A 22,053-nucleotide genomic window follows, 5' to 3' on the forward strand; every position below is an offset into this window, starting at 1 on the left:
GGCCGGGCGGCGGTTCAGCCGGTTTCGTCCCCGTCTTCCCCGTCGAGGCCCTTCTCGATGGCGTACCGGACGAGTTCGACGCGGTTGTGGAGCTGGAGTTTGCGGAGGGTGTTCTGCACGTGGTTCTGCACCGTCCGGTGGGACAGGACGAGCCGCTCCGCGATCTGCTTGTACGTCAGGCCCTTCGCGACGAGCCGCAGGACCTCGGTCTCGCGCTCGGTCAGGCGCGGCGCGCCGTCGTCCTCGGGGGCGGGGGCGGCGGCGAGCCTGCGGTACTCGCCGAGGACGAGGCCCGCGAGCCCCGGGGTGAAGACGGCGTCGCCCTCGCCGGTGCGGCGGACGGCGTCCAGGAACTCCTCCCGCGCGGCGGACTTCAGCAGGTAGCCGGTGGCGCCCGCCTTGACGGCGTCCAGGACGTCCTGCTGCTCGCCGCTCGCCGACAGCACCAGCACGCGGACGGGCGGCTCGGCCGCCGCCAGCTGCCGCGTCACCTCGACGCCGCCGATGTCGGGGAGCTGCAGGTCGACGACGGCGACCTGCGGCCGGGCCGCCGGGGCGACGCGGACGGCGGCGCGTCCCTCGCCGACGGCCGCGACCACCTCGTGGCCCGCCTCGGCGAGGTCGCGGGCGACCGCCTCGCGCCACATCGGATGGTCGTCCACGACCATGACCCTGAGAGGAACGTCGCTCACGGGTCACACCATATGGCGACGACTCCCCATAAATGCAGGCGGCGGCGAGTCAGGAGCGGGGCACGGTCATCTCGATCTCCGTGCCCGCGCCCTCGGCGGAGGAGATCTCGACCGTGCCGCCCAGGTCCCGGACGCGGCCGCGGATCGACTGCGCGACGCCGAGCCGCCCGTCCGCCGCGGCCTCGTCCAGCCGTCCGGCGGGCACGCCGGGGCCGTCGTCGCGGACGCTGACGGTGACCGCGGCCCCGCCGTCCTCCAGCAGGATCCACGCGCGGGCGCCGTCGCCGCAGTGCCGCCGGACGTTGTCGAGCGCCGCCGCGACCGCCGCCTCGACCTCGCGGGCGGCGTGCGCGGGCAGCCGCACCTCGGTCGCGGGTGTGGACACCGTGACGGACGAGGACGCGTGGCAGGTCAGCAGCGGACGGACATCGACGTCGTCGCCCGCGTCCGGTGCGGCGGGGGCGGCTCCGACGAGCGTCCTGAGCGCCGCCTCCTGCTCCCCCGCCAGCCGTCCCAGCTCCGCCGCCTCGCCGCCGAGTTCGCCGCCGCGCCGCCGCACCATCGCCAGCACCTGCAGCACCGAGTCGTGGATGCGGCGGGCCAGCCGCTCCCGCTCCCGGGTGGCCGACTCCAGCTCGACGGCCCGCGCCAGCCGCGCCTCCGCGTCCAGCGCCAGCCGGACGACGTGCCCGACGACGAGGCCCGCGAGGAGCAGCAGGACGATGCCGTTGAACGTCGTCCGGCTGATCCCGCCCGACGTCCCGGCGATCGCGTGGACCAGCAGATTCGCCACGGACAGGACGAGCGCCGCCGCGACCCCGAGCCACCGCCGTCCGACCGGCGGGCTTCGCTCGGCGCCCCGTCCGCCCGCCACCGCCCACGACAGCACCGCCGCCGCCACCCACGACACGGGCAGGGTCGGACGGCCGTCGGCGATGTTCGAGGGCGTCTCCACCCACGCCGTGGCGACCAGGCACCCGGACGCGACGGCGAGATCGGCGGCCAGGAGCGGCCATCCGCGCCGCCGCGGGTCCCGGAAGGCGGGCACCGTGTACGCCGTCCAGACGGCCATCACGGCGAGCACCGCCCAGCCGCCGGCCGGACGGGCGTAGCCGTCGGCGTTCATCGCGATCACGGCCGCGGCGTACACCAGCGCCAGGACGCGGTAGACCGCCACGGCCCGCCAGAGCGCGGCCTCCAGCCCCATCCCCCGATCGGCCTCGCTCATCGATCGGCCTCGCTCATCGCCGCTCCCTTGGGGGGACGACCCCCACACCCCCCCGGTTCGCTTCGCTCAGCCAGAGTCGCTCAGCCCTCCGTCGTCCTCCACAGGACGCACCGGCTTGCCCGCCAGCTCCGCCTTCACCTCGGCGGCGTACCGGTCGACGTACTCCTGGCCCGACAGGTCCCTGATCGTCCGCATGATCTCGTCGGTGATCTGCCGCAGGACGTCCTTGTCGTCCTCGCGGCCGTAGTACTGGGAGAAGTCCATGGGCTCGCCGAACCGGACGCCGGGCCGCACCCCGAGCCGCGGGTACGGCTTGCCCGGCGGCATCAGCTCGAACGTGTTGACCATCGCCATCGGGATCACCGGGACCCGCGACTTCAGCGCCAGCCGCGCGACCCCCGTCTTGCCCCGGTACAGCCGGTTGTCTGGCGCGCGGGTACCCTCCGGGTAGATGCCGAGCAGCTTGCCCTCCGCGAGGATCCGCAGCCCCGTCTGCAGCGCCGCCTCGGCGGACGAGCCGCCCGTCCGGTCCACCGGCACGACGCCGACCCCGGTGAAGAACCCCTTGCTGATCAGCCCCTTGATCCCCCTGCCGGTGAAGTACTCGCCCTTGCCGATGAAGAAGATCGGCCGGAACAGGGGCAGCGGGCCGAAGAAGTGGTCGGCGAACGACAGGTGGTTGCTCACCAGCAGCGCCGGGCCCCGCTTCGGGACGTTGCGCGCCCCGCGGTTCCGCGGCCACCACCCGAGGTACAGGATCGGCGTGAGAACGATCCTGAGCAGGATCCAGAACCAGAGCATGCGGGGACCTTCCTCGGACCGCGCGCCTCAGGGATCGGCGCGGACGGGCCCTGACCGACGGGGATGATGGGACATCTTCCCACTCCGCGTCTCAGCGTTCTACCAGCCGTTACATGGCCGGACACGGAGCAGCGAACCGGACCGCCCGTGCCCCGTCACGGCCGGGCCGCCACGCGCTCGCCGCCGGGCCTCCCGCGTGATCGCCGCCGGGCCGCGGCGCGATGCCCGCCGGGCGGCTCGCGGGGGGCGGGAATGAACGTAGGCTCTGAGGCGTCAATCTCAATCGGGTGCGCCCGGGGGCTTGTCCCGGGCGACGCAGCGAATACCGTGGGACACACGTTTCAGGGTGTCCGGGAGTGCCGCCGCGAGCCGGCGGCGCGTCCGGACCCATGTCGATAGGGGCGGAGGCCGTCATGCCGGTGCCGTCGGTCACGCCGGAGTCGTCGAAGGAGCCGGCCCCGTGAATCGCCGTGGCAATGGACTGTCAGCGGACACCTACGCCCCACTGGTCGACCTCGCCCCGCATCTCGCCGACGCGATGCTGACGGCGCTGGGCGAGGCCGGGGTGGCGGCCTACGCGGCATCGCCGTCCGACCTGGCCGAGCTGGCCGACCTGGCCGACCGCGCAGACCTCACCGACCGCGCCGAACCGGCCGACCGCGCCGAACCCGCCGGGGAGCCCGTCGCCGGCGACGTCCTCGACCGGCTGTACGTCGACGTCGACATGAAGCCCGCCGCGGAGGGCATCCTGCGCGCCCACCTCGCCCGGCTGCGCGACGCGTCCTCGCGCGGCTCGGACGGCGACCGCTCCGACGGCGGCGACCGTCCCGAGACCGACATCGCCGGCCTTCCCGGGACGACCGACCCGACCGGCGGCGCGGAGGGCGGCGCGGCCGGCAAGGACGCGGACGCGCCCGGAGAGCGCGACGAGGACGCCATCTGGGCCGAGATCGTCGCCGGCTTCGACTCCGCGCCCGACGGCGAGGACGTCCCCTGGCCCGACGAGGAGAACGTCCGCGAGCCCGCCGACCCGCCGCAGGAGGGCGACGACCGCACCGGCCGCCTCCCCCGCGCCCGCGTGATCAAGGCCGCCGAGACGCCCGAGTTCCCCCCGGACGCCGACGACGAGGGCCACTACGTCCCGCCCCCTCCCCCGCCCCTGCCCAGCGCCGACCCCCTCACCAAGGGCGCCTGGATCGCCCTGATCGGCGGCCCGCTCTACCTGCTGATCACCGTCGTCCTCGACTGGGACGTCCCCGGCTGGGCCGCGTTCCTCGCCGTCGCCGCCTTCATCGGCGGCTTCGTCACCCTCGTCCTCCGCATGGGCGACGAGCCCAGAGACCCCGACGACGGCGCTGTCGTCTAACGGGGGAGCGACCCCCCGAACCCCCCGGCTGCGCGGCACGGGTCTCCTCGCTTCGGTCGCCGGCGCTCCCTGCGCTGCGGGGACGCGGCGCGCCGGGCATGCCCGCTTCGCTCGCTGGCGCTCGCTCCGCGTGCCTGCCCGTAACCGGTGGCTGGGGTTCAGGCGCTGGGGAGTTCTAGGTCCGCCAAGAGGGGGCGGTGGTCGGTGGCCCTTGGGTAGTCGGCGATCAGTGTTTCGTCGGTGGGGACGCCGCAGGCGGTGATCTTGATTTCCTGGTCGGCGAAGACGGCGTCTATTCGGCGGCGGGGGGCGCGGGAGGAGAACGTCAGCTCGTCGCCGGACGGAGCCGTGGCGTAGGCGTCCTGGAAGTGGTCGGTGAGGAGGGTCCAGGACGGGGCGCCGGGGTCCTCGTTGACGTCTCCGGCGAGGACGATCGGGGCGCGGTGGCGGTCGCGGGCTCGGGCGAGGTGGGCGAGGATCTCGTGGACGTGCCGGAGGCGCGGCTCGTCCCGCAGGTCGAGATGGGTGGACGCGGCCAGGAAGCGCGCGCCGCCGATCTCCAGGACGGCGATCGCCAGGGCGCGGCGGTGCAGACCGGGGTCGGGCGTGAGCAGGTGGAACTCGCGGGCCACGCGGCGGACGTGCGGCGCGGCGAGGACGGCGAGCCCGCAGGCCCGCCGTCCCGCCGCGATGTCCAGGCCGCAGGCGCGGGCGAGGCGGCGGCGCTGGATCCGCCACGTCCCGAAGCGCGGGACCTCCTGCAGGCAGACGACGTCAGGGGCGAGGGCGCGGACGACCCGGGCCACGGCGGCCGGATCGTCGCGCAGCGACCGGACGTTGTAGCTCAGCAGGCGGACGGACGGCACGTCTCTAGACGACGACGTCCTGCAGCGGGCGGACGCGCGCCAGGTCGGCGGCGCCGACGATGCCCGCCGCGGAGCCGAGCTCGGCGATGCGGATGTCGGGCAGCGGGCGGTGGCCGCGGCCCGTCAGCGCGTCCTCGAACGCGGCGCGGATCGGGTCGAGCAGCAGGTCGCCGGCGTCGGACAGGCCGCCGCCGATGATGAACGCGCCCGGGTCGAGGATGGCGCTGAGGTCGGCGAGGCCCTGGCCCGCCCAGTGCGCGATGGTGCGGAAGCACTCCAGCGCCGCCTTGTCGCCCTCGCGGGCCGCCTGCGACACCTCGGGGCCGCTGATGCCCTCCGGGCGTCCTTCGCCTAGTTCGAGGAGCCGTCCCGCCATCGCGGGCGCCACCCGGGCCAGGTCGCGGGCCTCGTGGACGAGGGCGTTGCCGCTAGCGTACTGCTCCCAGCAGCCGCGGTTGCCGCAGCCGCAGCGGCGGCCGTCCGGGACGACCCGGAAGTGGCCCATCTCCGCGCCGATGCCGAACCGGCCCCGGTACAGCTCGCCGTTGATGATGATGCCGCCGCCGATGCCGGTGCCGAGGGCGACCAGGACGAGGAAGTTCTCGCCGCGCCCGGCGCCGAACCTGGCCTCGCCCCACGCGGTGGCGTTGCCGTCGTTCTCCACGACGACGGGCAGCCCGACCAGGCTCTCGACCTTCTCCTTGATCGGCTCTTCCCGCCAGGCCAGGTTCGGCGCGAACAGCACGTTGGAGCGGTCCTCGTCGACGAACCCGGCGGTCCCGAGACCGACCGCCGACACCTCTTCGAACTTGCCCTTCAGCAGGTCGACGACCTCGGCGATGGTCTCGGCGGTCTCCTTGGGGTTGGTCGACGGGGTGGGCCGGCGAACCTTCTCCAGGATGGTTCCCCGGGCGTCGACGACCCCGGCGGCGACCTTCGTGCCGCCCACGTCCACGCCGATGGTCAGGGCCATGTACGCTTCCTCCTCCTCGCGCGGCACGGCTGGAGCCGGCACCGCACTACCCGATGTCGATGGGGTCGCCGCCGGTGGCGGCGGACCACGGCCCGCCCGTCCCGGGTCGGTCCGACCGCTCGGACCTACCCGCCCGCGGGCGTCCCGACGCCTCCGGCGGAGAGTACCGGCGCGTACGGCCGGAGGCGGTCTGGCCGGAGCCGCCCGGCTGGTGGCTCATGGGTCCATCTTCCATCCGTCGTCGGCGTGAACGGTATCGCCTTCGCGGTGGTCAGCTCTCCACATGGCGTTTGAGGCCCTTGAGCGCGGAGTCGATGATCCGTTTCTCGCCCTTGCGCTTCACCATGCCGATGAGCGGGATCCGGACGTCCACGGCGAGCTCGTAGGTCACCTCGGTGGAGCCGTCCCCCTCGACCAGGGTGTAGGAGCCGTGCAGCTTGGTGACCACCGAGCCGGGCTCGTCCAGCTTCCACGTCACGTGGTCGTCGCCCTCCCACGTGTAGGCGAGGCCGATGGTGTCGATGAACACGCCGCCGTCGAACGACAACTTGGCGCGGGACGCGCGGCCGTCCTCGCCGGTCTCCTCGACGGTGATGCCGCGGATGCCGCTCGCCCACTTCGGGTACGCCTCCAGATCGGCGATCACCGCCATGATCTCGGCCTTCCCTGCCTTGACCGTGATGGAGGAGCTGGTGCGGTCCGCCATCTGCGTCTCCCTTGGCTCTGGTCGGGCCCGCGCGGGCCCCTTGTCGTAGAGAAAGTATCTTTCACACCGTCAGGACGTAGGGCACGCCACGGGCCCGGAAGTGGCCCACGTTCACGCATTCGGTGCGGCCGATGCGCATCCGGCTCGCCAGGGGCTGGTGGACGTGCCCGAAAAGAACGTACTGCGGCTGCGTGCGGTGGATCGCGTCGAGGATCGCCTCGCTCCCCCGCTCGAACCGGCGCGCGACCGTGTCGTACAGCAGCTCCGGGACGGCGGGCGGGATGTGGCAGCACAGCACGTCCACGTCGCCGACGGCCTCGACCTTCGCGGCGTAGGCGTCGTCGTCCAGCTCGTAGGGGGTGCGGTACTCGGTGCGCAGGCCGCCGCCGACGAACCCGAACCGCAGGCCGCCGATCTCGGTGGTCTCGCCGTCGAGGACGTGGTGGCCGTCGCGCAGGTGCCGGCCCCACATGCGCGGGACGTCGACGTTCCCGTACGTCAGGTACGCGGGCGACGGCATGGCCGCGAACAGCTCGGCGTACTGCCGGTCGACGGCGCGCTCGATGTGCGGCCACGCGTCGCCGTCCAGGGACGCCCACAGGGCGCGGGAGAACTCGCGGGCCTCGTCGAAGCGCTTCTCCGTGCGCAGCTCGATGAAGCGGTCGGCGTTGTCCTGCCCGAACAGGTCGGCGAAGATCCCCTGCCCGTGGTCGTGGTAGTCGACGAACAGGATCAGGTCGCCGAGGCAGATGAGCGCGTCGGCGCCGTCCGCCGCGGCCGGCAGCGCGTCCGCCCGGCCGTGGACGTCGCTCACCACATGGATCCTCATGAACCGACTGTAATGGGGCGCTCGGCCCGTGGGCAGGTCAGCCCGCGGCGGCGGACACCAGCGAGCGCCATTCGCGCACGAGCGCCGGGTCGACCGGCGCGTCCCAGGCCCCGTCCGGGCGGACCGCCGTGCCCACGTGGAACGCGGTGACGCCCGCGGCCGCGAGGACCGCGACGTGCTTGCGGCGCAGCCCGCCCCCGGCCATGATCATCTTAGCGGCCTCGGGGCTCTCGGCAGCGCGCCGGACGAGCACGTCCACCCCGGCGTCCACGCCCCGCGCCGATCCGGCCGTGAGGACGGTGTCGAGCCCGCCGCCGAACCCGCGGACGACGTCCCACGCCTGGACATGGTCGGCGGCGTGGTCGAGCGCGCGGTGGAACGTCCAGGGCAGCGGGGCGACGTCGGCGGCGAGCTTGCCCACGGCGCCGGTGTCGACATGGCCGGACGAGTCGAGGAAGCCGAACACGAACCCGTCCGCGCCCGCCTCGGCGAGGCCCGCGGCGGCCTGGCGCAGCCGGTCCAGCTCGCGGCCGGACGTGCGGAACCCCGCGTTCGCCCGCAGCATCACCCGGATCGGCAGGGACGTGGCCGCCCGCACGGCGGCGACGAGCTCGGGATCGGGGGTGAGACCGTCGGCGGCCATGTCGGCGACGACTTCGAGCCGGTCGGCGCCGCCGTCCTGCGCCGCCAGCGCGTCGTCGGCCGTCAGCGCGATGATTTCGAGCAGCGACATGGCGTTCCCCCGGACCAGCTCGTGTACGACGGCCTAAGAGTAAGCGACCGCAAGCCGTCCCCCAGCGCCAACGTGCGACCTTTGCCTTGCCGTTACCCCACCACCCGCCCTCTCAACCTCAGCCCTGGCGGGTTGAGCCCGACCCCGGCACCTCGAACCCCAGCCCCGGCAGCTCGAACCCCAGCCGGCCGGTCACGGGCAGGCACGCGGAGCGAGCTCTGCGAGCGCAGCGGGCATGCCCGGCGCGCCGCGTCCCCGCAGCGCAGGGAGCGCCAGCGACCGGAGCGAGGAGACCCGTGCCGCGCAGCCGGGGGTCTGGGGGTCGCCCCCCAGATAAACAAGGCAATTCTCCTACTCGTGGGTATCATGCGGTTTCGGAGAAGCCTCCGCGGACTTCCCCGTCCACCTGTCGAAGAACGATCACAGGAGCAGGCCGTGCGCGAGTTCAGCGTCCCCGCGATGGTGGAGGTCCCCGACTCCGCCGTACTGACCGACGCGCCCTTCACCCGGGCCGCCGAAGAACCGGGGACGATCGTGGCGCGCCGCAAGAGCGGCCCCGCCGAGGCGCCGGTGTGGAGCGCCGTCACCGCCGCCGAGTTCGCAGCCGAGGCCGCCGGGATCGCGAAGGGCCTCATCGCGGCCGGGATCGAGCCGGGCGACCGGGTCGGGCTGCTGTCGCGCACCCGGTACGAGTGGACCGTCCTCGACTACGCGATCTGGACGGCCGGCGCGGTCTCGGTGCCGATCTACGAGACGTCCTCCGCCGAGCAGATCGAGTGGATCGCCGGCGACTCCGGCGCGAAGGCGGTGTTCGCCGAGACCGGCGAGCACGTGGCGGCCGTCGAGGGGATCCGCGAGCGGCTGCCGGAGCTCGCGCACGTGTGGGGCATCGACGCGGGCGGCGTCGACGAGGTGGTGGGGCTCGGCGCCGAGGTCGGGGACGACGTGGTCGAGGAGCGCCGCCGCTCCCGGAACGCCGCGGACGTCGCCACGCTCGTCTACACCTCGGGCACGACCGGGCGTCCCAAGGGCTGCGAGATCACGCACGGGAACCTGGTGTCGACCGCCCGCAACGCCGTGCAGGGCGCGATCTCCGAGGTCGCCGTGGACGGCAGCTCCACGCTGCTGTTCCTGCCGCTGGCGCACGTGTTCGCCCGGCTGATCCAGGTCGCCGTCATCGAGGCGGGCATCATCCTCGGGCACAGCGACGTCCCGAACCTGCTGCCCGACCTCGCCACGTTCCGGCCGACGTTCCTGCTCGCCGTCCCGCGCGTCTTCGAGAAGGTCTACAACGGCGCCGAGCAGAAGGCCGCCGCGGACGGAAAGGGCAAGATCTTCAAGGCGGCGGCGGAGACCGCGATCGCCTACAGCCGCGCGCTGGACGGCGGCGGCGCCGGGATCGGGCTGAAGGCGAAGCACAAGGTCTTCGACGCGCTCGTGTACAAGAAGCTGCGCGCGGCGGTCGGCGGCGAGGTGAAGTACGCGGTGTCGGGCGGGGCCGCGCTCGGCGAGCGGCTCGGCCACTTCTTCCGCGGCGTCGGGATCACGATCCTGGAGGGCTACGGGCTCACAGAGACGACCGCGCCGGCGAGCGTCAACCGCCCGACGGCCATCAGGATCGGGACCGTGGGGCAGCCGATCCCGGGCGTGGACGTCCGCATCGCCGAGGACGGGGAGGTCCTCGTCCGCGGCGTCAACATCATGCGCGGCTACTGGAACAACGAGGCGGCCACCAAGGAGGTCCTGGAGGACGGCTGGTTCCGCACCGGCGACCTCGGCTCCCTCGACGCCGACGGCTTCCTGAAGATCACCGGCCGGAAGAAGGAGATCCTCGTCACCGCGGCGGGCAAGAACGTCGCGCCCGCCCCGCTGGAGGACAGGATCCGCGCGCATCCGCTGGTCAGCCAGTGCCTGGTGGTCGGCGACGGCCGCAAGTTCGTCGCCGCGCTCGTCACGCTGGACGAGGAGGCGCTCGGGCCGTGGAAGGAGCGGCACGGCAAGCCCGCCGACATGACGGTGGACGAGCTGCGCGGCGACCCCGACCTCGTCGCCGAGATCGACGCGGCCGTCGCCGCGGCCAACACCTCGGTCAGCCACGCCGAGGCGATCAAGAAGCAGGTGATCCTCGGCGTCGACTTCACCGAGGAGGCCGGGCACCTGACGCCCAGCCTCAAGGTCAAGCGCAACGTCGTGATGAAGGACTTCGCGGACGAGATCGAGTCCCTCTACACCGCCTAGACGCCCCCTGCACCGCCTAGCCGCCGCCGAGGGCGGGGCGGAGCGACGCGACGGCGTCCTCGATCCGGGTGGGGCCGTTGAGCAGGTCGAGCGTGCGGCGCCGGACGTCGGACGCGTCGAGCAGCGCCACGATGACGGCGGCGACGTCGTCGCGGGTCACCACATCGTGCCCGATCGGCGGTTCGGCGAGGGTGACGAGGCCGGTGGGCGGGTCGTCGGTGAGGCGGCCTGGACGCAGGATCAGCCAGTCGAGGGCGTCGCGGCGGCGGAGGTCGTCCTCGGCCTCGCCCTTGGCGCGGATGTAGGCGTCCCAGACGTCGCCGCGCCCCGGCGGGGACGGTTCGCCCGCGCCCATCGCGGAGATCTGGAGGAAGCCTCGGACGCCCGCGCTCTCGGCCGCGTCCGCCATCAGGACCGAGGCGGCGCGGTCGACGGTGTCCTTGCGCGCGGTGCCGCTGCCGGGGCCCGCGCCGGCCGCGAACACGACCGCGTCCGCGCCGGTGACGTGCCCGGCGACCTCCGCGGGGTCCGCGGACTCCAGGTCGCACACGACCGGCCCGGCGCCCGTGGCCCGCACGTCGCCCGCGTGGTCGGGGTTGCGGATGAGGCCGAGCACGGTGTCCCCCCGCGCGGTCAGCAGCCGCGAGAGCCGCAGCGCGATCTTCCCGTGCCCGCCCGCGATCACGATGTTCATAGCGAGATCGTACGGTCGAGCGCCCGGATGGGCGCGGAGGCGGCCGGTGAGGCGCGCCGCCTGTGGTGGCGGGCGGGCGCGTCGTCCTCACCGGCCGCGCGTCCGGGGTCACCCCAGGGCGGTCCGGTTCTCCCGGACGCGGGCTCCGGTCAGCGGCGCCGGCCGGAGTTGATGGCGGTGACCGCCTGCCGCATCAGCCGGTCTCCCATCACGTTGATGAAGTCGCCGTGGTCGGTCACCGGGTCGTGCCCCTGCTCGGGGAACGAGTCGAGCGCGAACGCCAGCGCCCTGGCGGGCACCCGGTAGGACAGCGTCATCCGCAGCTGCGGGATGGCCCTCGTGCCCTGCGGGCACTGGCCCGTCCGCTTGTCGGCGAAGGAGACGTGGGACCGGTGGTTGGCGCTGTCGGTGTTCTGCCCGTCCCAGCAGCCCGCGAAGTTCAGGATGCGCAGCACCTGGCTGCCCCGCGGGCAGAGCGGGTACTTGTTCGTGAAGCCGCGCTCCTGGAACCCGCTGCACGACCAGAGCGCGTTCGCGTTGGCCAGGCCGTTCGTCGAGGACTTGGCGTCGCCGGTGGCCATCCGCAGGAACGCGGGCATCGCCGTCACCCGGCTGCGCGCGTTGCCGAGGAACTGCAGGCGCACCGAGGAGGGCTCGACGATGCTGCCGACGTTGCCGTCCAGGCGGCTCTGCTCGGCGCGCTCCGAGCCGTCCTCGCCGTTGCGCAGCCGCAGCACCGGCCAGAAGTAGGTGGACTTGTCGCCGTTGGTGCAGGTCGTCCCGGCCGCGGCGAGGGTCTCGTCGGTCGAGAACGCGTCGGTGTCGAGGTTGCCGACGTAGTCGTGGATGTGGTGCGCGCCGTTCTGGACGCCGGGCGCCGCGACGACGTTGTCGGGGTTGCTGTGCGCCTGGCCCTCGTTCGTGCCGCAGTTGACGGAGAACACGCCGCGCGAGCCGCCGCGGGACGTGCGCGGCACCTGGACGCGCGGGGCCCGGCGGATGTCGACGAACTGGTCCCGGCGCGGCCCCGGCTTCACCGCGCTCGGCGGCGGGGGCGCGGGCGCGGACGGCTCGGCGGACGGGTCCGCCGGCGGCTCCCCTGGCGGTTCCGCCGACGGGTCGGCGGACGGATCTGCGGGCGGCTCGGCCGACGGCTCCGCGGACGGGTCGGCGGGGGGCTCCGCGGGCGGCTCCGCCGACGGGTCGGCGGGCGGCTCGGCGGTCGGGTCGCCGGGGGCCTGGAGGCTCAGGCCCGGCTGCGCGGACGCGGTCCCGGCGACCGCCTGGCTCACCGACGTGGCAAGGGCGAGCGCCGGGATCATCACGGCGAATGCTTTCTTCTTGCGTCCCATGGAAAGGTGCTCCCTTTTGCGGGTGGGATGTACGTCAATGCAGGGCGCGCCTGGGGACCAGGCCCGTGCTCTCCAGCAGCGACATATGCGTGTTGACGAATTTCATCGACCGTTCGGCGAACGCGCGGATCTCGGTGTTCTCGCTCTGCGCGCGCACCTTGGCGATGACGGTGAAGACACTTCCGTGCGCGGCGCGCAGCCGCAGCACGAACGTCTTGTCATAGTCGATCCCGTACTTGCCCGACATCTCTCTCAGCCAGCTTTTCTGGCTCCCGTTGGGCTCGTTGGGAAGGAGCACGCCGAGCCGCTGCGCCGTGGCGCGGGCGTCGGCGTCCAGCTGCATGTGCTGCTGCATGATGATCTCGCCGACCTCCCGCACCCGAGGCCGGGACGCGCGCTGCTGTGCCTGCTGGCCTGCGGGAATCTCCCACAGGCCGGCCTGCCTGACCGCGACGAGCAGCTTCCTGTCGTCGGTGCTCAGCCGTCCCCAGCGGGTGTTGACCGTGCCGCCGAGATTCGCCGCGCCGCTGGCGGGGACGCCGACCGGGTTCATGACGACCGCGAAGGCGCCCGCCACGGCGGCCAGGGCCGCCAGGACCAGCAGCACGCGGCCCCGGCGGAAGCGCGGCCGCCGTCGCGTCTCGGCGATTCCGTAGGATTTCCTCAAGGAACTTCTTCCTCCTTTCGAGGATCTCTCGACGGACCCGGGGCGGGTTCGGTGTGAGATACGCACCAGACCGGGTCCGGGGTTCAACGTTGTCCATGTTTTTTTGGTTTTCTCAATGTCCGGAATGATCTCCGGCGGACGGCACTCAGCCTCGTCTGGACGGGATGTCGGGGACGCCCGCGACGACCCGCAGCGCTAACGCCGGGCACATCGCGACCGCCTTCTGTGCGTCCTTCTCCATCCACGGCGGGATCTCGGTGCCGAGCACGACCGGGAAGCCGTACCGGTCGAGCTGGATCAGTTCGGGGACGAGGTACGCGCACAGCCCGTGCCCGTCGCAGCGGCTCCAGTCGATCGCGACCCGTCCCTCCGTGCCGTCCGGTACCGGCAGCGGCAGCACCCCGTAGGTCGAGAGGCCGCAGCCGCCGCCCCACCGGTGCGCGTCGATGTCGGGGCCGAACGCCTCCATCGCCGACAGGACGAAGCGGGCCGTCCCGTCCGGGTGGGTGCAGGCGCCGCGGCCCCGGCCGACGCCGGCGGCGCGGCGGACGTCCTCCACCGTCCCGCCCCCCTCGGTGAGGGAGTTCAGCGACCGGACGACGTCCGGCAGCCCCAGCCGGCACGGCCCGCACTGCCCGGCCGACTGCGCCGCCAGGTAGGACGCGATCCGCATGACCTCGCCGAGCGGGCAGGTGCCCTGCGTGAGCGGCAGGATGATCCCGGCGCCGACCGTCCCGCCGACCCGGCGCATCCCGGCGCGCGACAGCACGGCCCGGGACACGCCTGCCGGGTCGAGCCACATCCCGTGGTAGCCGCCGACGAGCACGCCCGGCGACGGCGGCACCTGGCAGTGGTCGAGGACGGCCTGCAGCGGCGTGCCGAGCGGCGCCTCCACGACCTGGGTGCCGCCGACGGTGAGCAGCGTGGTGCCCGGCTCCTCCTCCGTCCCGGTGGACGCGTACAGATCGGGGCCGAGCGAGACCAGAACGGCGAGCTGCGCGAACGTCTCGGCGTTGGACAGCAGCGTCGGGTACCCGTCCACGCCGGACTCCGACGCGCGGACCTTGACGCCCGGCGGGATCGGCGCCTCCCCGTTGATCGCGCGGACCACCGCGCCGCTCTCCCCGGAGATGAACCGCTCCGTCAGCCGGACGATCCGCGCGGGCATCCGCCGCTCGACGATCGCGGCGCGGACGGAGCGGGCGGCCGCGTCGTCCTCGACGGCGACCACGATCCGCTGCGTGCCGAGCGCGGACGCGGCGATCTGCGCCCCGTCCAGGACGAGGTGCGGCGCCCGGCCGAGCAGGACCTTGTCCTTCGCGCTGCCGGGCTCGCCCTCGGCGCCGTTCACCACGATGACGACGTCCTCGCTTGAGCCGCGCGCGTCGCGCTTCTCGCCGGGCAGCAGCGGCGGCGGGTCGGTGGTCGGGTACTTCACCCGCGCCGCCACCGCCATCAGCTTGCGGGCCAGCGGGAAGCCAGCGCCGCCGCGTCCCCGCAGGTCGACCTGCTCGGCCGCGCGGACCAGCTCGTCCAGCGACGGCGCGCGGAGCTTGCCGTGCACGGCGAGGTGCCGGTCGAGGTCCAGCCGGTCGAACCGGTCGAACCCGAGCGTCAGCCTGGGCCCGCCGATGCCGGAGACGGTGACGGTCGAGGTCATCGCAGGGCCTCGGTGTCACGTCCGTAGCCGTCGTGTTCGCCGTAGTCGCCGTAGCCGTCGCGGGCCGCGGCGGCGGCGCGGGCCTCCTCGTGCTCCCGCTCCGCCATGGCGCGCCGGTCGCGGCGGCGTCCGGCGCCGTCCGGCCGGGCGAACGCGTCGATCTCGTCTCCGGCGCGGGCGAGCTCCCGCGGCTTGATCACGACGATGATGCGGGTGATCAGCGCGAGGACGACGAACACCACGCTCATCACGTACGCGAGCACGATCCACGGCGCCGCGGACCGCCCGGTGATCAGGCCGTGCACGATCGCCATCGGCCACGACACGTACGCCAGGACGTGCATCGTCCGCCACAGCCACGCCTTGCCGGCGAACGCGAACCGCGCCCGCAGCATCCCGGTGACCACGATGATGATCATCAAGTCGGCCGCGATCGTGCCGATCCCGACCGGCCCGGCGGACGGAACGACGATCTGCGCGGGCAGCGCCAGCCCCGCCATCACCTTCACCGCCACGTGCGCGACCAGCATCGCCGTCGCCACGACGGCGGACGCGCGGTGCAGGGCCTGCGCCAGCACCCGGTGCCGGATCTGCAGGATCAGCCGCTCGGTCGCCAGCAGGCCGCTCATCACCGCCGTGGTGTAGGCGACGAGCGCGAACGTGCCGGCGTAGAAGTTGAGGAAGTACTGCACGTTCGCGACCGCGACGGCGCCCTGCGGGGTCGCCGCGCCGACGAGCACGAGCACCGCGCCGACGAGCACCACGCGCAGCACCCAGCTGGGCACCGCGGGATCATCACTGTTGCGAGTTCGCACCGATCGGACTCCTCTTCTGGATTGCGGCCGGCGCCGGAGCGGCGACCGGCCCTGAGCCGTCCAGCGGCGGGACGTCGGGGAGCGGCGCGCCCGGCGGCGCGTCGTCCGCCGGGGGGACCGGGCCGAGGTTGGCCAGCAAGCCCCCGGGAAGCACTTGCAGGACGCCGCGTTCGGCGAAGCCGACCAGGGGCTCGGCGCGCTCCCGGAACGTCCAGCCGCCGATCCGCGCGCCTTCGAGCGGGACCGTTCCGCCGCCGCGGCGCACGCCGAACGCGACCTCGGCGCGGGGCGCCGCGGCCCCGCCGCAGGGCCGGTCGGCGCCGGTGCGGCCGAGCGGGTCGCCCTGCTCGACGACGGCGCCGTCGCGCACCTTCGCCGGGACGCCCCGCACCCGGTAGTAGGTGGTGGCGACGCCGCTCGGATGGATCACCATGATCATCGCGCGGCCGGCCGAGTCGGCGCAGAAGCGGTAGAGCCGCCCGTCGCCGGACGCGAGGACCCGGCCGTCGCCGCCCGAGAACGCCAGCGACGCCAGCGGGCGCGCGGAACCGTCCGCGGTCGCCATCGCCCAGGCCTCTCCGACCTTCCACGGCAGCATCAGCTTGTCGCCCGCGCGCGTGCCGTTGACGAGCGAGGCGGCCCGCTCCTCGGTGACGGCCGCGTATCTGCGCAGCGCCGTCGCCTCCGCCGCGGGCATCACGTCCGTGGGGACGGCGCCGAGCAGGTCGTTGAACAGCCGTCCGCCGGAGAGCCCGACCTGCCATTCCCGTCCCGTCCAGCGGGCGGCGTAGAAGGCGACCTCGGGGTTGGCGGCGCTGGACTCCGGGACGGGGATCGCGGTGGTGCCGAACACCCAGGTCTTGTCGGGGCTCGTCCGGGTGGCGCCGACGACCGGCGCCCGCGACGGCGCCGCGCCGTAGACCCGCCGGGCGGCGGCGCCGCGCTGCGCCAGGGTCAGCCTCCGCACCTGCGCGGCGAGGGTCCGCAGGTCCGGGCCGTCCGGCGACGCGGGCCCGCCGCTCTGGCCTGGCTGCGGCGACTGCTGCGGCGACTGCCCGGGGACGCCGCCGCGGTCCGGCGGCGTGATCGCGCGCTGCGACCCGATGGGACCGGACGACCCGCCGATGGGCCCGCCCTCGAGCAGCGCCCGCTCGGCGATGCCCAGGAGGGACAGGCCGACCGCGGTCGACAGCACGATCGCGCCGATGCCGAGCCGGTCGCTGGGCCCCCGCCCGCCGCGCGGCTTCGCCCTCGGCCCCGGCCGCGACGGAATGCCGTGCCGCGCCTGGGCGCCCGGCTGCCGCATCCGGGACGTCCGCCGCTCCGGACGCCGCGGCTCCGACCGCGACCGCTCGGGGCGCCGCGCCCTCGTCCGGCGCGGCTGGAAGTCCCGCGACCGGTCACGCCGCGGCCCGGGCCCTCCGACCCGCGCGTCGAACTGCTCGGGCATACCGCCGAACGCCTCGCCGCCAGAGTTGAACGGCTTGGACGCGCCGCCGCCCTGCTCACCCCGCGCCTCCGCTCCCCCGGCACCCGACGCGGGACGCCCAGCACCCGGCCCGGAAGGCTCATTGCGCGCGACGAACGGAGTGTGGGGATCGAACTGCTGAGTGCGGGGGTCGGGACGCTGGTTGCGGGCGTCGAACTGCCCAGCACCCGGGGCGGCCCCTCCGGTGCGTGCGTCGAACTGCTGAGTGCGCGCGTCCGGCTGCTGGGGGCCCGGGGCGGGACGTTCGGGTTGCGTGTCGAACTGCCTCGTCCCGGGGGCGGGACGGGCGTCGCGGGGGTTGGGCGGCCTGTTCCGCGCGCCGAACTGGTCGGGAGGCGGTTGCGCCGAGGATTGCGGCTGCTCGCGCTCGGGGGACCGCTCCTCCGCGTCCCGCTCGCGCCGTTTCATCTCGCGGCGGCTCGGGCCGCGGCGGGACGATCGCCGTCCGCGCTCGGACCGGTCCGGCTGCTGCGACCACCAGGACCCTTCGGGCCACTGCGGCTCCTCGGACCTCGGCCCCGACCGGGGCTCAGGTCTCGATGAGGGGCGCGCGGGCGTGTCCGCCCACGGTGCAGCATGCGTAGTGCTCCGGGACGCATGCCCGTTATCGCGTCGCGCCATGCCCTCTCCTGTGGAGGAGACGGAGGGCTCGGCGAACGCCGGTGGCTCCGGACCGTCGGGCTCGTCGCCCGGCGGCCTTCCCGCTGAGACATCGGGGACCGCGGTTCAGGAGCCCGCTCGCTCCAACCGCGTTCCCAGAGCGGATTCTCGACGAATCCGCTCGATCACTCCGGGAGCATACGCCCCATGAGCCACTCAGATGCGGGTTGGTGCCAAAAACGTGCTGAGCCTTACTCCGCGGTCGTTCTGTTCTCCAGGGCAGTACGTACGAAATCCGTGACACGTTCATGCGTTCGCGTGCCGATTCCAGCGAATCCGGCGGATCCGCGGAAGCGCCGGGTGATCAGCGCCCGGTGATCAGCGCATGGCCTTCAGGAAGCGGGCGGCCAGGGGCGCGGCGACCTTCGGGCCCGAGCCACCCGCCTCGACGAAGACCGAGAACGCGACGTCGTCCCGGTAGCCGATGAACCAGGCGTGGGACTGGCCGCCGCCGATCTCGGCGGTCCCCGTCTTGCCCGCCGTCGCGCCCGGGAGCCCGGCGCCCGCCGCCGTCCCGCCGGTGACCACCGCCCGCATCATCGTGCGGAGCGCGGACGTCCCGGGCACCGGCCGGGGGTCGGGCGTCGCTCCCCCGCCCTCGCGAATCAGCTTCGGCGCGAGCAGCCGGGGCGAGCGCCACGAGCCGTCCGCCGCGGCCGCGGCGACCGACGCCATCAGCAGCGGGCTCGCCTGGACGCGGCCCTGCCCGATCGCCGCCTCCGCCAGTTCCGCGCCGCTCTCCGGGCCGGGGAAGCTCCCGTCCGCGGCGTCCACGCCAGGGGTGAGCCGCGCGCCGAAGCCGAACCGGCGGGCGCTCGCCGCCAGCTTCTCCGCGCCGAGCCGCTCGACCGCCAGCCGCGCGAACGTGGTGTTGCAGGACGCGGCGAACGCGCCGCGCAGCGTCGTCCGGCCGAGCGCGTGGTCGTCGTCGTTGCGGATCGTGCGCTGCGCGGTGACCACGGACGCCGGGCAGTCCGCCCCGGTCCCGGCGCCGGACCCGGCCGCGAGGAGCGCGCCCGCCGTCACCACCTTGAACGTCGAGCCGGGCGGGTAGCGGCCGACGAACGCGCCGAGCCCGCCGAGGCCGTCCGCCACCGCGAGGACCTCGCCGCCGCCCGGCCGGACGGCCACGATCGCCGCGCGGCCCGGCGCGGACGCCATCGCCTTCTCCGCCGCCGCCTGCACGCGCCGGTCCAGCGTCGTCCGGATCTCACGGCCCTTCTCGGCGCCGAACAGCTTCACGCGCTGCGGCGGCCCGCCGCCGTCGCGCAGCTCGATCGCCCACACGGACTGGTCCTCCTCCTCGTCCAGCCGGCTGGTGATCGAGGCGAGGTACGGCTCCAGCGGGCCGCCGTCCGGGAGCGCCCGGCCGTCCCGCGCGACCAGCGTCGCGGCGGGGACGGTCACCTGCCGCATCGCCCACGCTCCCCCGCCCTTCAGCCCGGGGTACAGCGTCGCGGGCGACCACCGGACGCGCCACCGTCCGTCCACCCGGCCGAGGCGCAGCTCCGACGCGAACGACCAGGACCCGTGCGCGGCCAGCGACCGGGTCACGGTGAACGCGGCGCGGGCGGCGTCCGGACCGGACCGGACGACGGGACGCGGCTCCAGCGCGATCGTGTTCACCGCGAGCCCGCGCGTCAGCGCCTGGTGCTGCGCGGCGAAGTCCGCGGGCGGGCCCGCGACCAGCTCGCCCATCCCTTCCAGGTCGCCCTTGCTCCAGGCGGCGAAGTAGCGGGCCGCGACCTGTTCGGGCGTGCCGCCGTCCCGGTCGCGGCGCAGCGCCCAGCCCGCCGCGAGCCCCGCCACCAGCACCACCGCCAGGACCGCCGCCAGCACCAGCACACCCCGAGATCGCACCGGATCCTCCTCCGCCCGCCCGGAAGTTGATCATCTCAGCGTCCGATCGCCCCGTACATGCGGTGGAGCGCGCCATTCGTGGCCGCATCTGGAAGGCGGCTTAGCGACGGGTGATCCGCCCCTTAAGCGGCCGTTAACGGCGACGCCGGGCACCGCGGGCGGCTCTACCTTCGGAAACGTCAGCGACCGCGGACGCGGAACGGCAGGAGGTGCCCCGGATGACGCGATCATCGCGACAGGGATCATTCCCGGGGCGCGCCCACCCCCTCCTGCGCCGTCCGCGGCCGGGCACCGTCGCGGGGCCGGGCCCCACGGTGCCGGACGCCGGGACCGTGCCCCGCACTCCCGTCCACGCGGACCCGATCACCCGCCCCACCTCGGCAGGGGCGTCCGCGCGGAACTGGTCTCCGGGCGCGGGGCACGGTCCTGTGTTCGTCGCGAGCGGTCAGCGGGTCCAGGGGAGGCGGAGAGACTCCAGGTCCGGGTCGTCCAGGACGGCCTCGATGAGCGTCGTGGGGCCGACCACCTTCGTGCCCCACAGGTCCCAGTCGCAGTAGACGACCCAGGAGCGGTCTTCGGCCCAGAGGTCGGACGGGCAGCTCGTCATGGCCGGATGGTCGTACAGGCCGGCCGCGTCGCCCAGCCGTCCCGCGAGGACGGTCTCGTCGTCCCAGTCGGCGGTGACGAGCGGGCAGTAGTAGGCCAAGCAGCGGGTGCTCGCGCCGGACGGGCTGTGCCGCAGCAGCACCCCGATCAGCCGGTACCAGCTCTCCCGGTCGAGGCAGCCCTCGGCGGGCGGCTGGATGGCCGCCGACCAGCTTCCGGCGGGATGCGCCTGGCGCAGGCAGCGGCTGCCGGGCAGCTCCCCGTCCGGGACGACCGGCTCGCCGAACCCGCGCGCCAGCTCCCGCCACCGCATCCGCCGCCAGCCCGCGCCCGGGTCGCCGCTGCGGCCGAGGCCGGTGCCGGTCACGATGGCGCCTTCGAGGAGGTCGCCGACGTCGCCGGGCGTCTCAGCGCCCGGGTCCGCCGGCTCGCCCAGGCCGGCCGCCGTCACCGACTGGTGAACATCGTCGTGGGTCGTGGTGACCAGCCCTTCCTCCCACGAGTACATCGCGTGCAGGAGCCAGGCGGAGTCGGGGCGGCGCGGCGGCTCGAACCCCGAGTAGCAGTGGTCGGGATCCAGCTCGTGCAGCCACCGGGCGGCCTCCCCGGGAACGCGGGCCCATGCGTCCTCGATGTCCATGGACGCATACTGTCATCTCAGGACGTCAGCAGGCGTCCCAGCCGGGTCGCCTGGATCTCCCAGCGCCATTCCCGTTCGACCCAGGCGCGGCCCTTCTCGCCCATCCGGCGGGCCCCGTCCGGGTCGGAGAGCAGGGTCGCGAGGGCCTCGGCGACGGCCGCCACGGAGCGGCCGGGCACGACCGCGCCGGTCTCGCCGTCCAGGACGGCGTCGGGCGCGCCGCCGGAGTCGCCCGCCACGACCGGCAGGCCGGTGGCCGACGCCTCCAGGTAGACGATCCCGAGGCCCTCCACGTCCAGGCCGCGGCGGCGGGTGCGGCACGGCATCGCGAAGACGTTGCCCGCGTCGTAGTGGGCGGGCAGCTCGTCCCACGGGACGCTGCCGGTGAACACGACCGATCCGTCCACGCCGCGGGAGACGGCCAGGCGTTGCAGGTCGGCGCGGTAGGGGCCGTCCCCGACGAGCAGGAGCGCCGCGTCCGGGACTATGCGCAGGACGCGCGGCCAGGCGTGGATCAGGGCGTCCTGTCCTTTGCGCGGTACAAGGCGAGAGACGCATACCGCCACCGGACGGTCTGCCAGGCCGTGGCGTGTCCGGATCTCATCGCCGCCCGCGCCGGGGTGGAACGCCTTCTCGTCAACGCCGGGGGCCAGGTGGGCCATGCGGGCTGCGGCTGCCGGGGAGAGGGCGCGTTCCATGCGGGATCGCGTGTATTCGCCGAGGTAGGTGAGGGCGTCCACGTCGTCTCCGATGCGGCGGAGCAAGGTCCGGGCCACCGGCAGGGACGCCCAGCCTGCCTCGTGGCCGTGCGTGATCCCGACCAGGCGATCGGCGCCGCGCCGCCGCAGCGCCGGGGCCAGCAGGCCGAGCGGGGCCGCGGCCCCGAACACCACCGAGTCGCAGCCTTCCGCGCGCAGCACGTCCCCAGCCCGGCGCAGCACGCCCGGTTCCGGCAGCATCAGCGAGCCCGGATGCCGGACGACCGGGAACGGCTGCTCCGCGTCGAACTCGGCGGCGCCCTTCCAGGAAGGCGCGTACACGACCACCGAGCCGGGCGGACGCCGCAACGCGAGGCCGTGCACGAACGCCTGGATGCCGCCCGGACGGGGCGGGAAGTCGTTGGTGACGAACAAGGTCTTCATCGTCGGCCCAGCATATGAAGGGGCCCGGCACCGGAT

The 22,053-nt window shown here is 74.3% G+C and carries 19 protein-coding genes; 2 read left to right on the forward strand and 17 right to left on the reverse strand.

Annotated features, from left to right (window positions below; translation table 11 throughout):
- Positions 1-14 precede the first annotated feature (14 nt).
- From ACH35V_RS09245 to ACH35V_RS09255, 3 genes are all read right to left on the reverse strand, one after another.
- Positions 15-668 (reverse strand): response regulator, encoded by a 654-nt coding sequence (locus tag ACH35V_RS09245; RefSeq protein WP_395972033.1) that lies wholly within the window; start codon positions 666-668, stop codon positions 15-17.
- Positions 669-741: 73 nt separating this feature from the next.
- Entirely contained in the window at positions 742-1,920 is a 1,179-nt protein-coding gene (gene macS / locus ACH35V_RS09250) for a MacS family sensor histidine kinase (protein ID WP_395971246.1), read from the reverse strand.
- A 66-nt stretch (positions 1,921-1,986) separates the two neighbouring features.
- Complete coding sequence (locus ACH35V_RS09255) at positions 1,987-2,721, reverse strand: lysophospholipid acyltransferase family protein (RefSeq protein WP_395971248.1); 735 nt, start codon at positions 2,719-2,721, stop codon at positions 1,987-1,989.
- A gap of 460 nt (positions 2,722-3,181) precedes the next feature.
- Here ACH35V_RS09255 and ACH35V_RS09260 point away from each other — a divergent pair, with 460 nt between their 5' ends.
- A complete protein-coding gene (locus ACH35V_RS09260) occupies positions 3,182-4,087 on the forward strand; it encodes a hypothetical protein (protein WP_395971250.1) in 906 nt (301 codons plus the stop codon).
- 158 nt (positions 4,088-4,245) lie between these two features.
- On the opposite strand, the gene ACH35V_RS09265 is transcribed toward ACH35V_RS09260, so the two are convergent.
- The 5 genes from ACH35V_RS09265 to ACH35V_RS09285 all read right to left on the reverse strand — a co-directional run bounded on the left by ACH35V_RS09265 (position 4,246) and on the right by ACH35V_RS09285 (position 8,194).
- A complete protein-coding gene (locus ACH35V_RS09265) occupies positions 4,246-4,953 on the reverse strand; it encodes an endonuclease/exonuclease/phosphatase family protein (protein WP_395971252.1) in 708 nt (235 codons plus the stop codon).
- 4 nt (positions 4,954-4,957) lie between these two features.
- The gene (locus ACH35V_RS09270) at positions 4,958-5,926 is read right to left on the reverse strand and encodes an ROK family glucokinase (protein WP_395971254.1); all 969 of its coding nucleotides are present in this window, start codon (positions 5,924-5,926) and stop codon (positions 4,958-4,960) included.
- A 271-nt stretch (positions 5,927-6,197) separates the two neighbouring features.
- The gene (locus ACH35V_RS09275) at positions 6,198-6,632 is read right to left on the reverse strand and encodes an SRPBCC family protein (RefSeq protein WP_395971256.1); all 435 of its coding nucleotides are present in this window, start codon (positions 6,630-6,632) and stop codon (positions 6,198-6,200) included.
- 61 nt (positions 6,633-6,693) lie between these two features.
- Positions 6,694-7,461, reverse strand: a complete 768-nt coding sequence (locus ACH35V_RS09280; RefSeq protein WP_395971258.1) for a metallophosphoesterase — start codon at positions 7,459-7,461, stop codon at positions 6,694-6,696.
- A gap of 37 nt (positions 7,462-7,498) precedes the next feature.
- A complete protein-coding gene (locus ACH35V_RS09285) occupies positions 7,499-8,194 on the reverse strand; it encodes a copper homeostasis protein CutC (protein ID WP_395971260.1) in 696 nt (231 codons plus the stop codon).
- Positions 8,195-8,629: 435 nt separating this feature from the next.
- Here ACH35V_RS09285 and ACH35V_RS09290 point away from each other — a divergent pair, with 435 nt between their 5' ends.
- Complete coding sequence (locus ACH35V_RS09290) at positions 8,630-10,432, forward strand: AMP-dependent synthetase/ligase (RefSeq protein WP_395971262.1); 1,803 nt, start codon at positions 8,630-8,632, stop codon at positions 10,430-10,432.
- 16 nt (positions 10,433-10,448) lie between these two features.
- On the opposite strand, the gene ACH35V_RS09295 is transcribed toward ACH35V_RS09290, so the two are convergent.
- The 9 genes from ACH35V_RS09295 to ACH35V_RS09335 all read right to left on the reverse strand — a co-directional run bounded on the left by ACH35V_RS09295 (position 10,449) and on the right by ACH35V_RS09335 (position 22,017).
- Positions 10,449-11,126 carry an SDR family oxidoreductase gene (locus ACH35V_RS09295; RefSeq protein WP_395971264.1) on the reverse strand — a complete coding sequence of 226 codons (678 nt, stop codon included), beginning with the start codon at positions 11,124-11,126 and terminating at the stop codon, positions 10,449-10,451.
- 149 nt (positions 11,127-11,275) lie between these two features.
- On the reverse strand, positions 11,276-12,478 hold the full coding sequence (locus ACH35V_RS09300; RefSeq protein ID WP_395971266.1) for a DUF1996 domain-containing protein: 1,203 nt from the start codon (positions 12,476-12,478) through the stop codon (positions 11,276-11,278).
- A gap of 34 nt (positions 12,479-12,512) precedes the next feature.
- Positions 12,513-13,145 carry a DUF4142 domain-containing protein gene (locus ACH35V_RS09305; RefSeq protein ID WP_395971268.1) on the reverse strand — a complete coding sequence of 211 codons (633 nt, stop codon included), beginning with the start codon at positions 13,143-13,145 and terminating at the stop codon, positions 12,513-12,515.
- Between the two features lie 145 nt (positions 13,146-13,290).
- Positions 13,291-14,805, reverse strand: a complete 1,515-nt coding sequence (locus ACH35V_RS09310) for a ferredoxin (RefSeq protein WP_395971270.1) — start codon at positions 14,803-14,805, stop codon at positions 13,291-13,293.
- Entirely contained in the window at positions 14,802-15,590 is a 789-nt protein-coding gene (locus ACH35V_RS09315; RefSeq protein WP_395971272.1) for a hypothetical protein, read from the reverse strand. Before ACH35V_RS09315 ends, ACH35V_RS09310 begins: the two co-directional genes overlap by 4 nt.
- Before the next feature lie 10 nt (positions 15,591-15,600).
- A complete protein-coding gene (locus ACH35V_RS09320) occupies positions 15,601-17,517 on the reverse strand; it encodes a hypothetical protein (protein WP_395971274.1) in 1,917 nt (638 codons plus the stop codon).
- Between the two features lie 570 nt (positions 17,518-18,087).
- Complete coding sequence (locus ACH35V_RS09325) at positions 18,088-19,629, reverse strand: penicillin-binding transpeptidase domain-containing protein (protein ID WP_395971276.1); 1,542 nt, start codon at positions 19,627-19,629, stop codon at positions 18,088-18,090.
- Positions 19,630-20,074: 445 nt separating this feature from the next.
- On the reverse strand, positions 20,075-20,875 hold the full coding sequence (locus ACH35V_RS09330) for a hypothetical protein (protein WP_395971278.1): 801 nt from the start codon (positions 20,873-20,875) through the stop codon (positions 20,075-20,077).
- Positions 20,876-20,892: 17 nt separating this feature from the next.
- A complete protein-coding gene (locus ACH35V_RS09335) occupies positions 20,893-22,017 on the reverse strand; it encodes a glycosyltransferase family 4 protein (RefSeq protein ID WP_395971280.1) in 1,125 nt (374 codons plus the stop codon).
- Positions 22,018-22,053: the final 36 nt, after the last annotated feature.

It is taken from the genome of Actinomadura sp. 1N219 (assembly GCF_044326405.1).
In the GTDB taxonomy this organism is placed as follows: Bacteria; Actinomycetota; Actinomycetes; order Streptosporangiales; family Streptosporangiaceae; genus Spirillospora.

What these genes read in the sequence shown, in the direction of transcription:
- ACH35V_RS09245 (WP_395972033.1), bottom strand. Translation starts at nt 668, where the DNA reads ATGGTCGTGGACGACCATCCGATGTGGCGCGAGGCGGTCGCCCGCGAC.
- macS (WP_395971246.1), bottom strand. Translation starts at nt 1,920, where the DNA reads ATGAGCGAGGCCGATCGGGGGATGGGGCTGGAGGCCGCGCTCTGGCGG.
- ACH35V_RS09255 (WP_395971248.1), bottom strand. Translation starts at nt 2,721, where the DNA reads ATGCTCTGGTTCTGGATCCTGCTCAGGATCGTTCTCACGCCGATCCTG.
- ACH35V_RS09270 (WP_395971254.1), bottom strand. Translation starts at nt 5,926, where the DNA reads ATGGCCCTGACCATCGGCGTGGACGTGGGCGGCACGAAGGTCGCCGCC.
- ACH35V_RS09275 (WP_395971256.1), bottom strand. Translation starts at nt 6,632, where the DNA reads ATGGCGGACCGCACCAGCTCCTCCATCACGGTCAAGGCAGGGAAGGCC.
- ACH35V_RS09280 (WP_395971258.1), bottom strand. Translation starts at nt 7,461, where the DNA reads ATGAGGATCCATGTGGTGAGCGACGTCCACGGCCGGGCGGACGCGCTG.
- ACH35V_RS09285 (WP_395971260.1), bottom strand. Translation starts at nt 8,194, where the DNA reads ATGTCGCTGCTCGAAATCATCGCGCTGACGGCCGACGACGCGCTGGCG.
- ACH35V_RS09295 (WP_395971264.1), bottom strand. Translation starts at nt 11,126, where the DNA reads ATGAACATCGTGATCGCGGGCGGGCACGGGAAGATCGCGCTGCGGCTC.
- ACH35V_RS09300 (WP_395971266.1), bottom strand. Translation starts at nt 12,478, where the DNA reads ATGGGACGCAAGAAGAAAGCATTCGCCGTGATGATCCCGGCGCTCGCC.
- ACH35V_RS09310 (WP_395971270.1), bottom strand. Translation starts at nt 14,805, where the DNA reads ATGACCTCGACCGTCACCGTCTCCGGCATCGGCGGGCCCAGGCTGACG.
- ACH35V_RS09320 (WP_395971274.1), bottom strand. Translation starts at nt 17,517, where the DNA reads ATGAAACGGCGCGAGCGGGACGCGGAGGAGCGGTCCCCCGAGCGCGAG.
- ACH35V_RS09330 (WP_395971278.1), bottom strand. Translation starts at nt 20,875, where the DNA reads ATGGACATCGAGGACGCATGGGCCCGCGTTCCCGGGGAGGCCGCCCGG.
- ACH35V_RS09335 (WP_395971280.1), bottom strand. Translation starts at nt 22,017, where the DNA reads ATGAAGACCTTGTTCGTCACCAACGACTTCCCGCCCCGTCCGGGCGGC.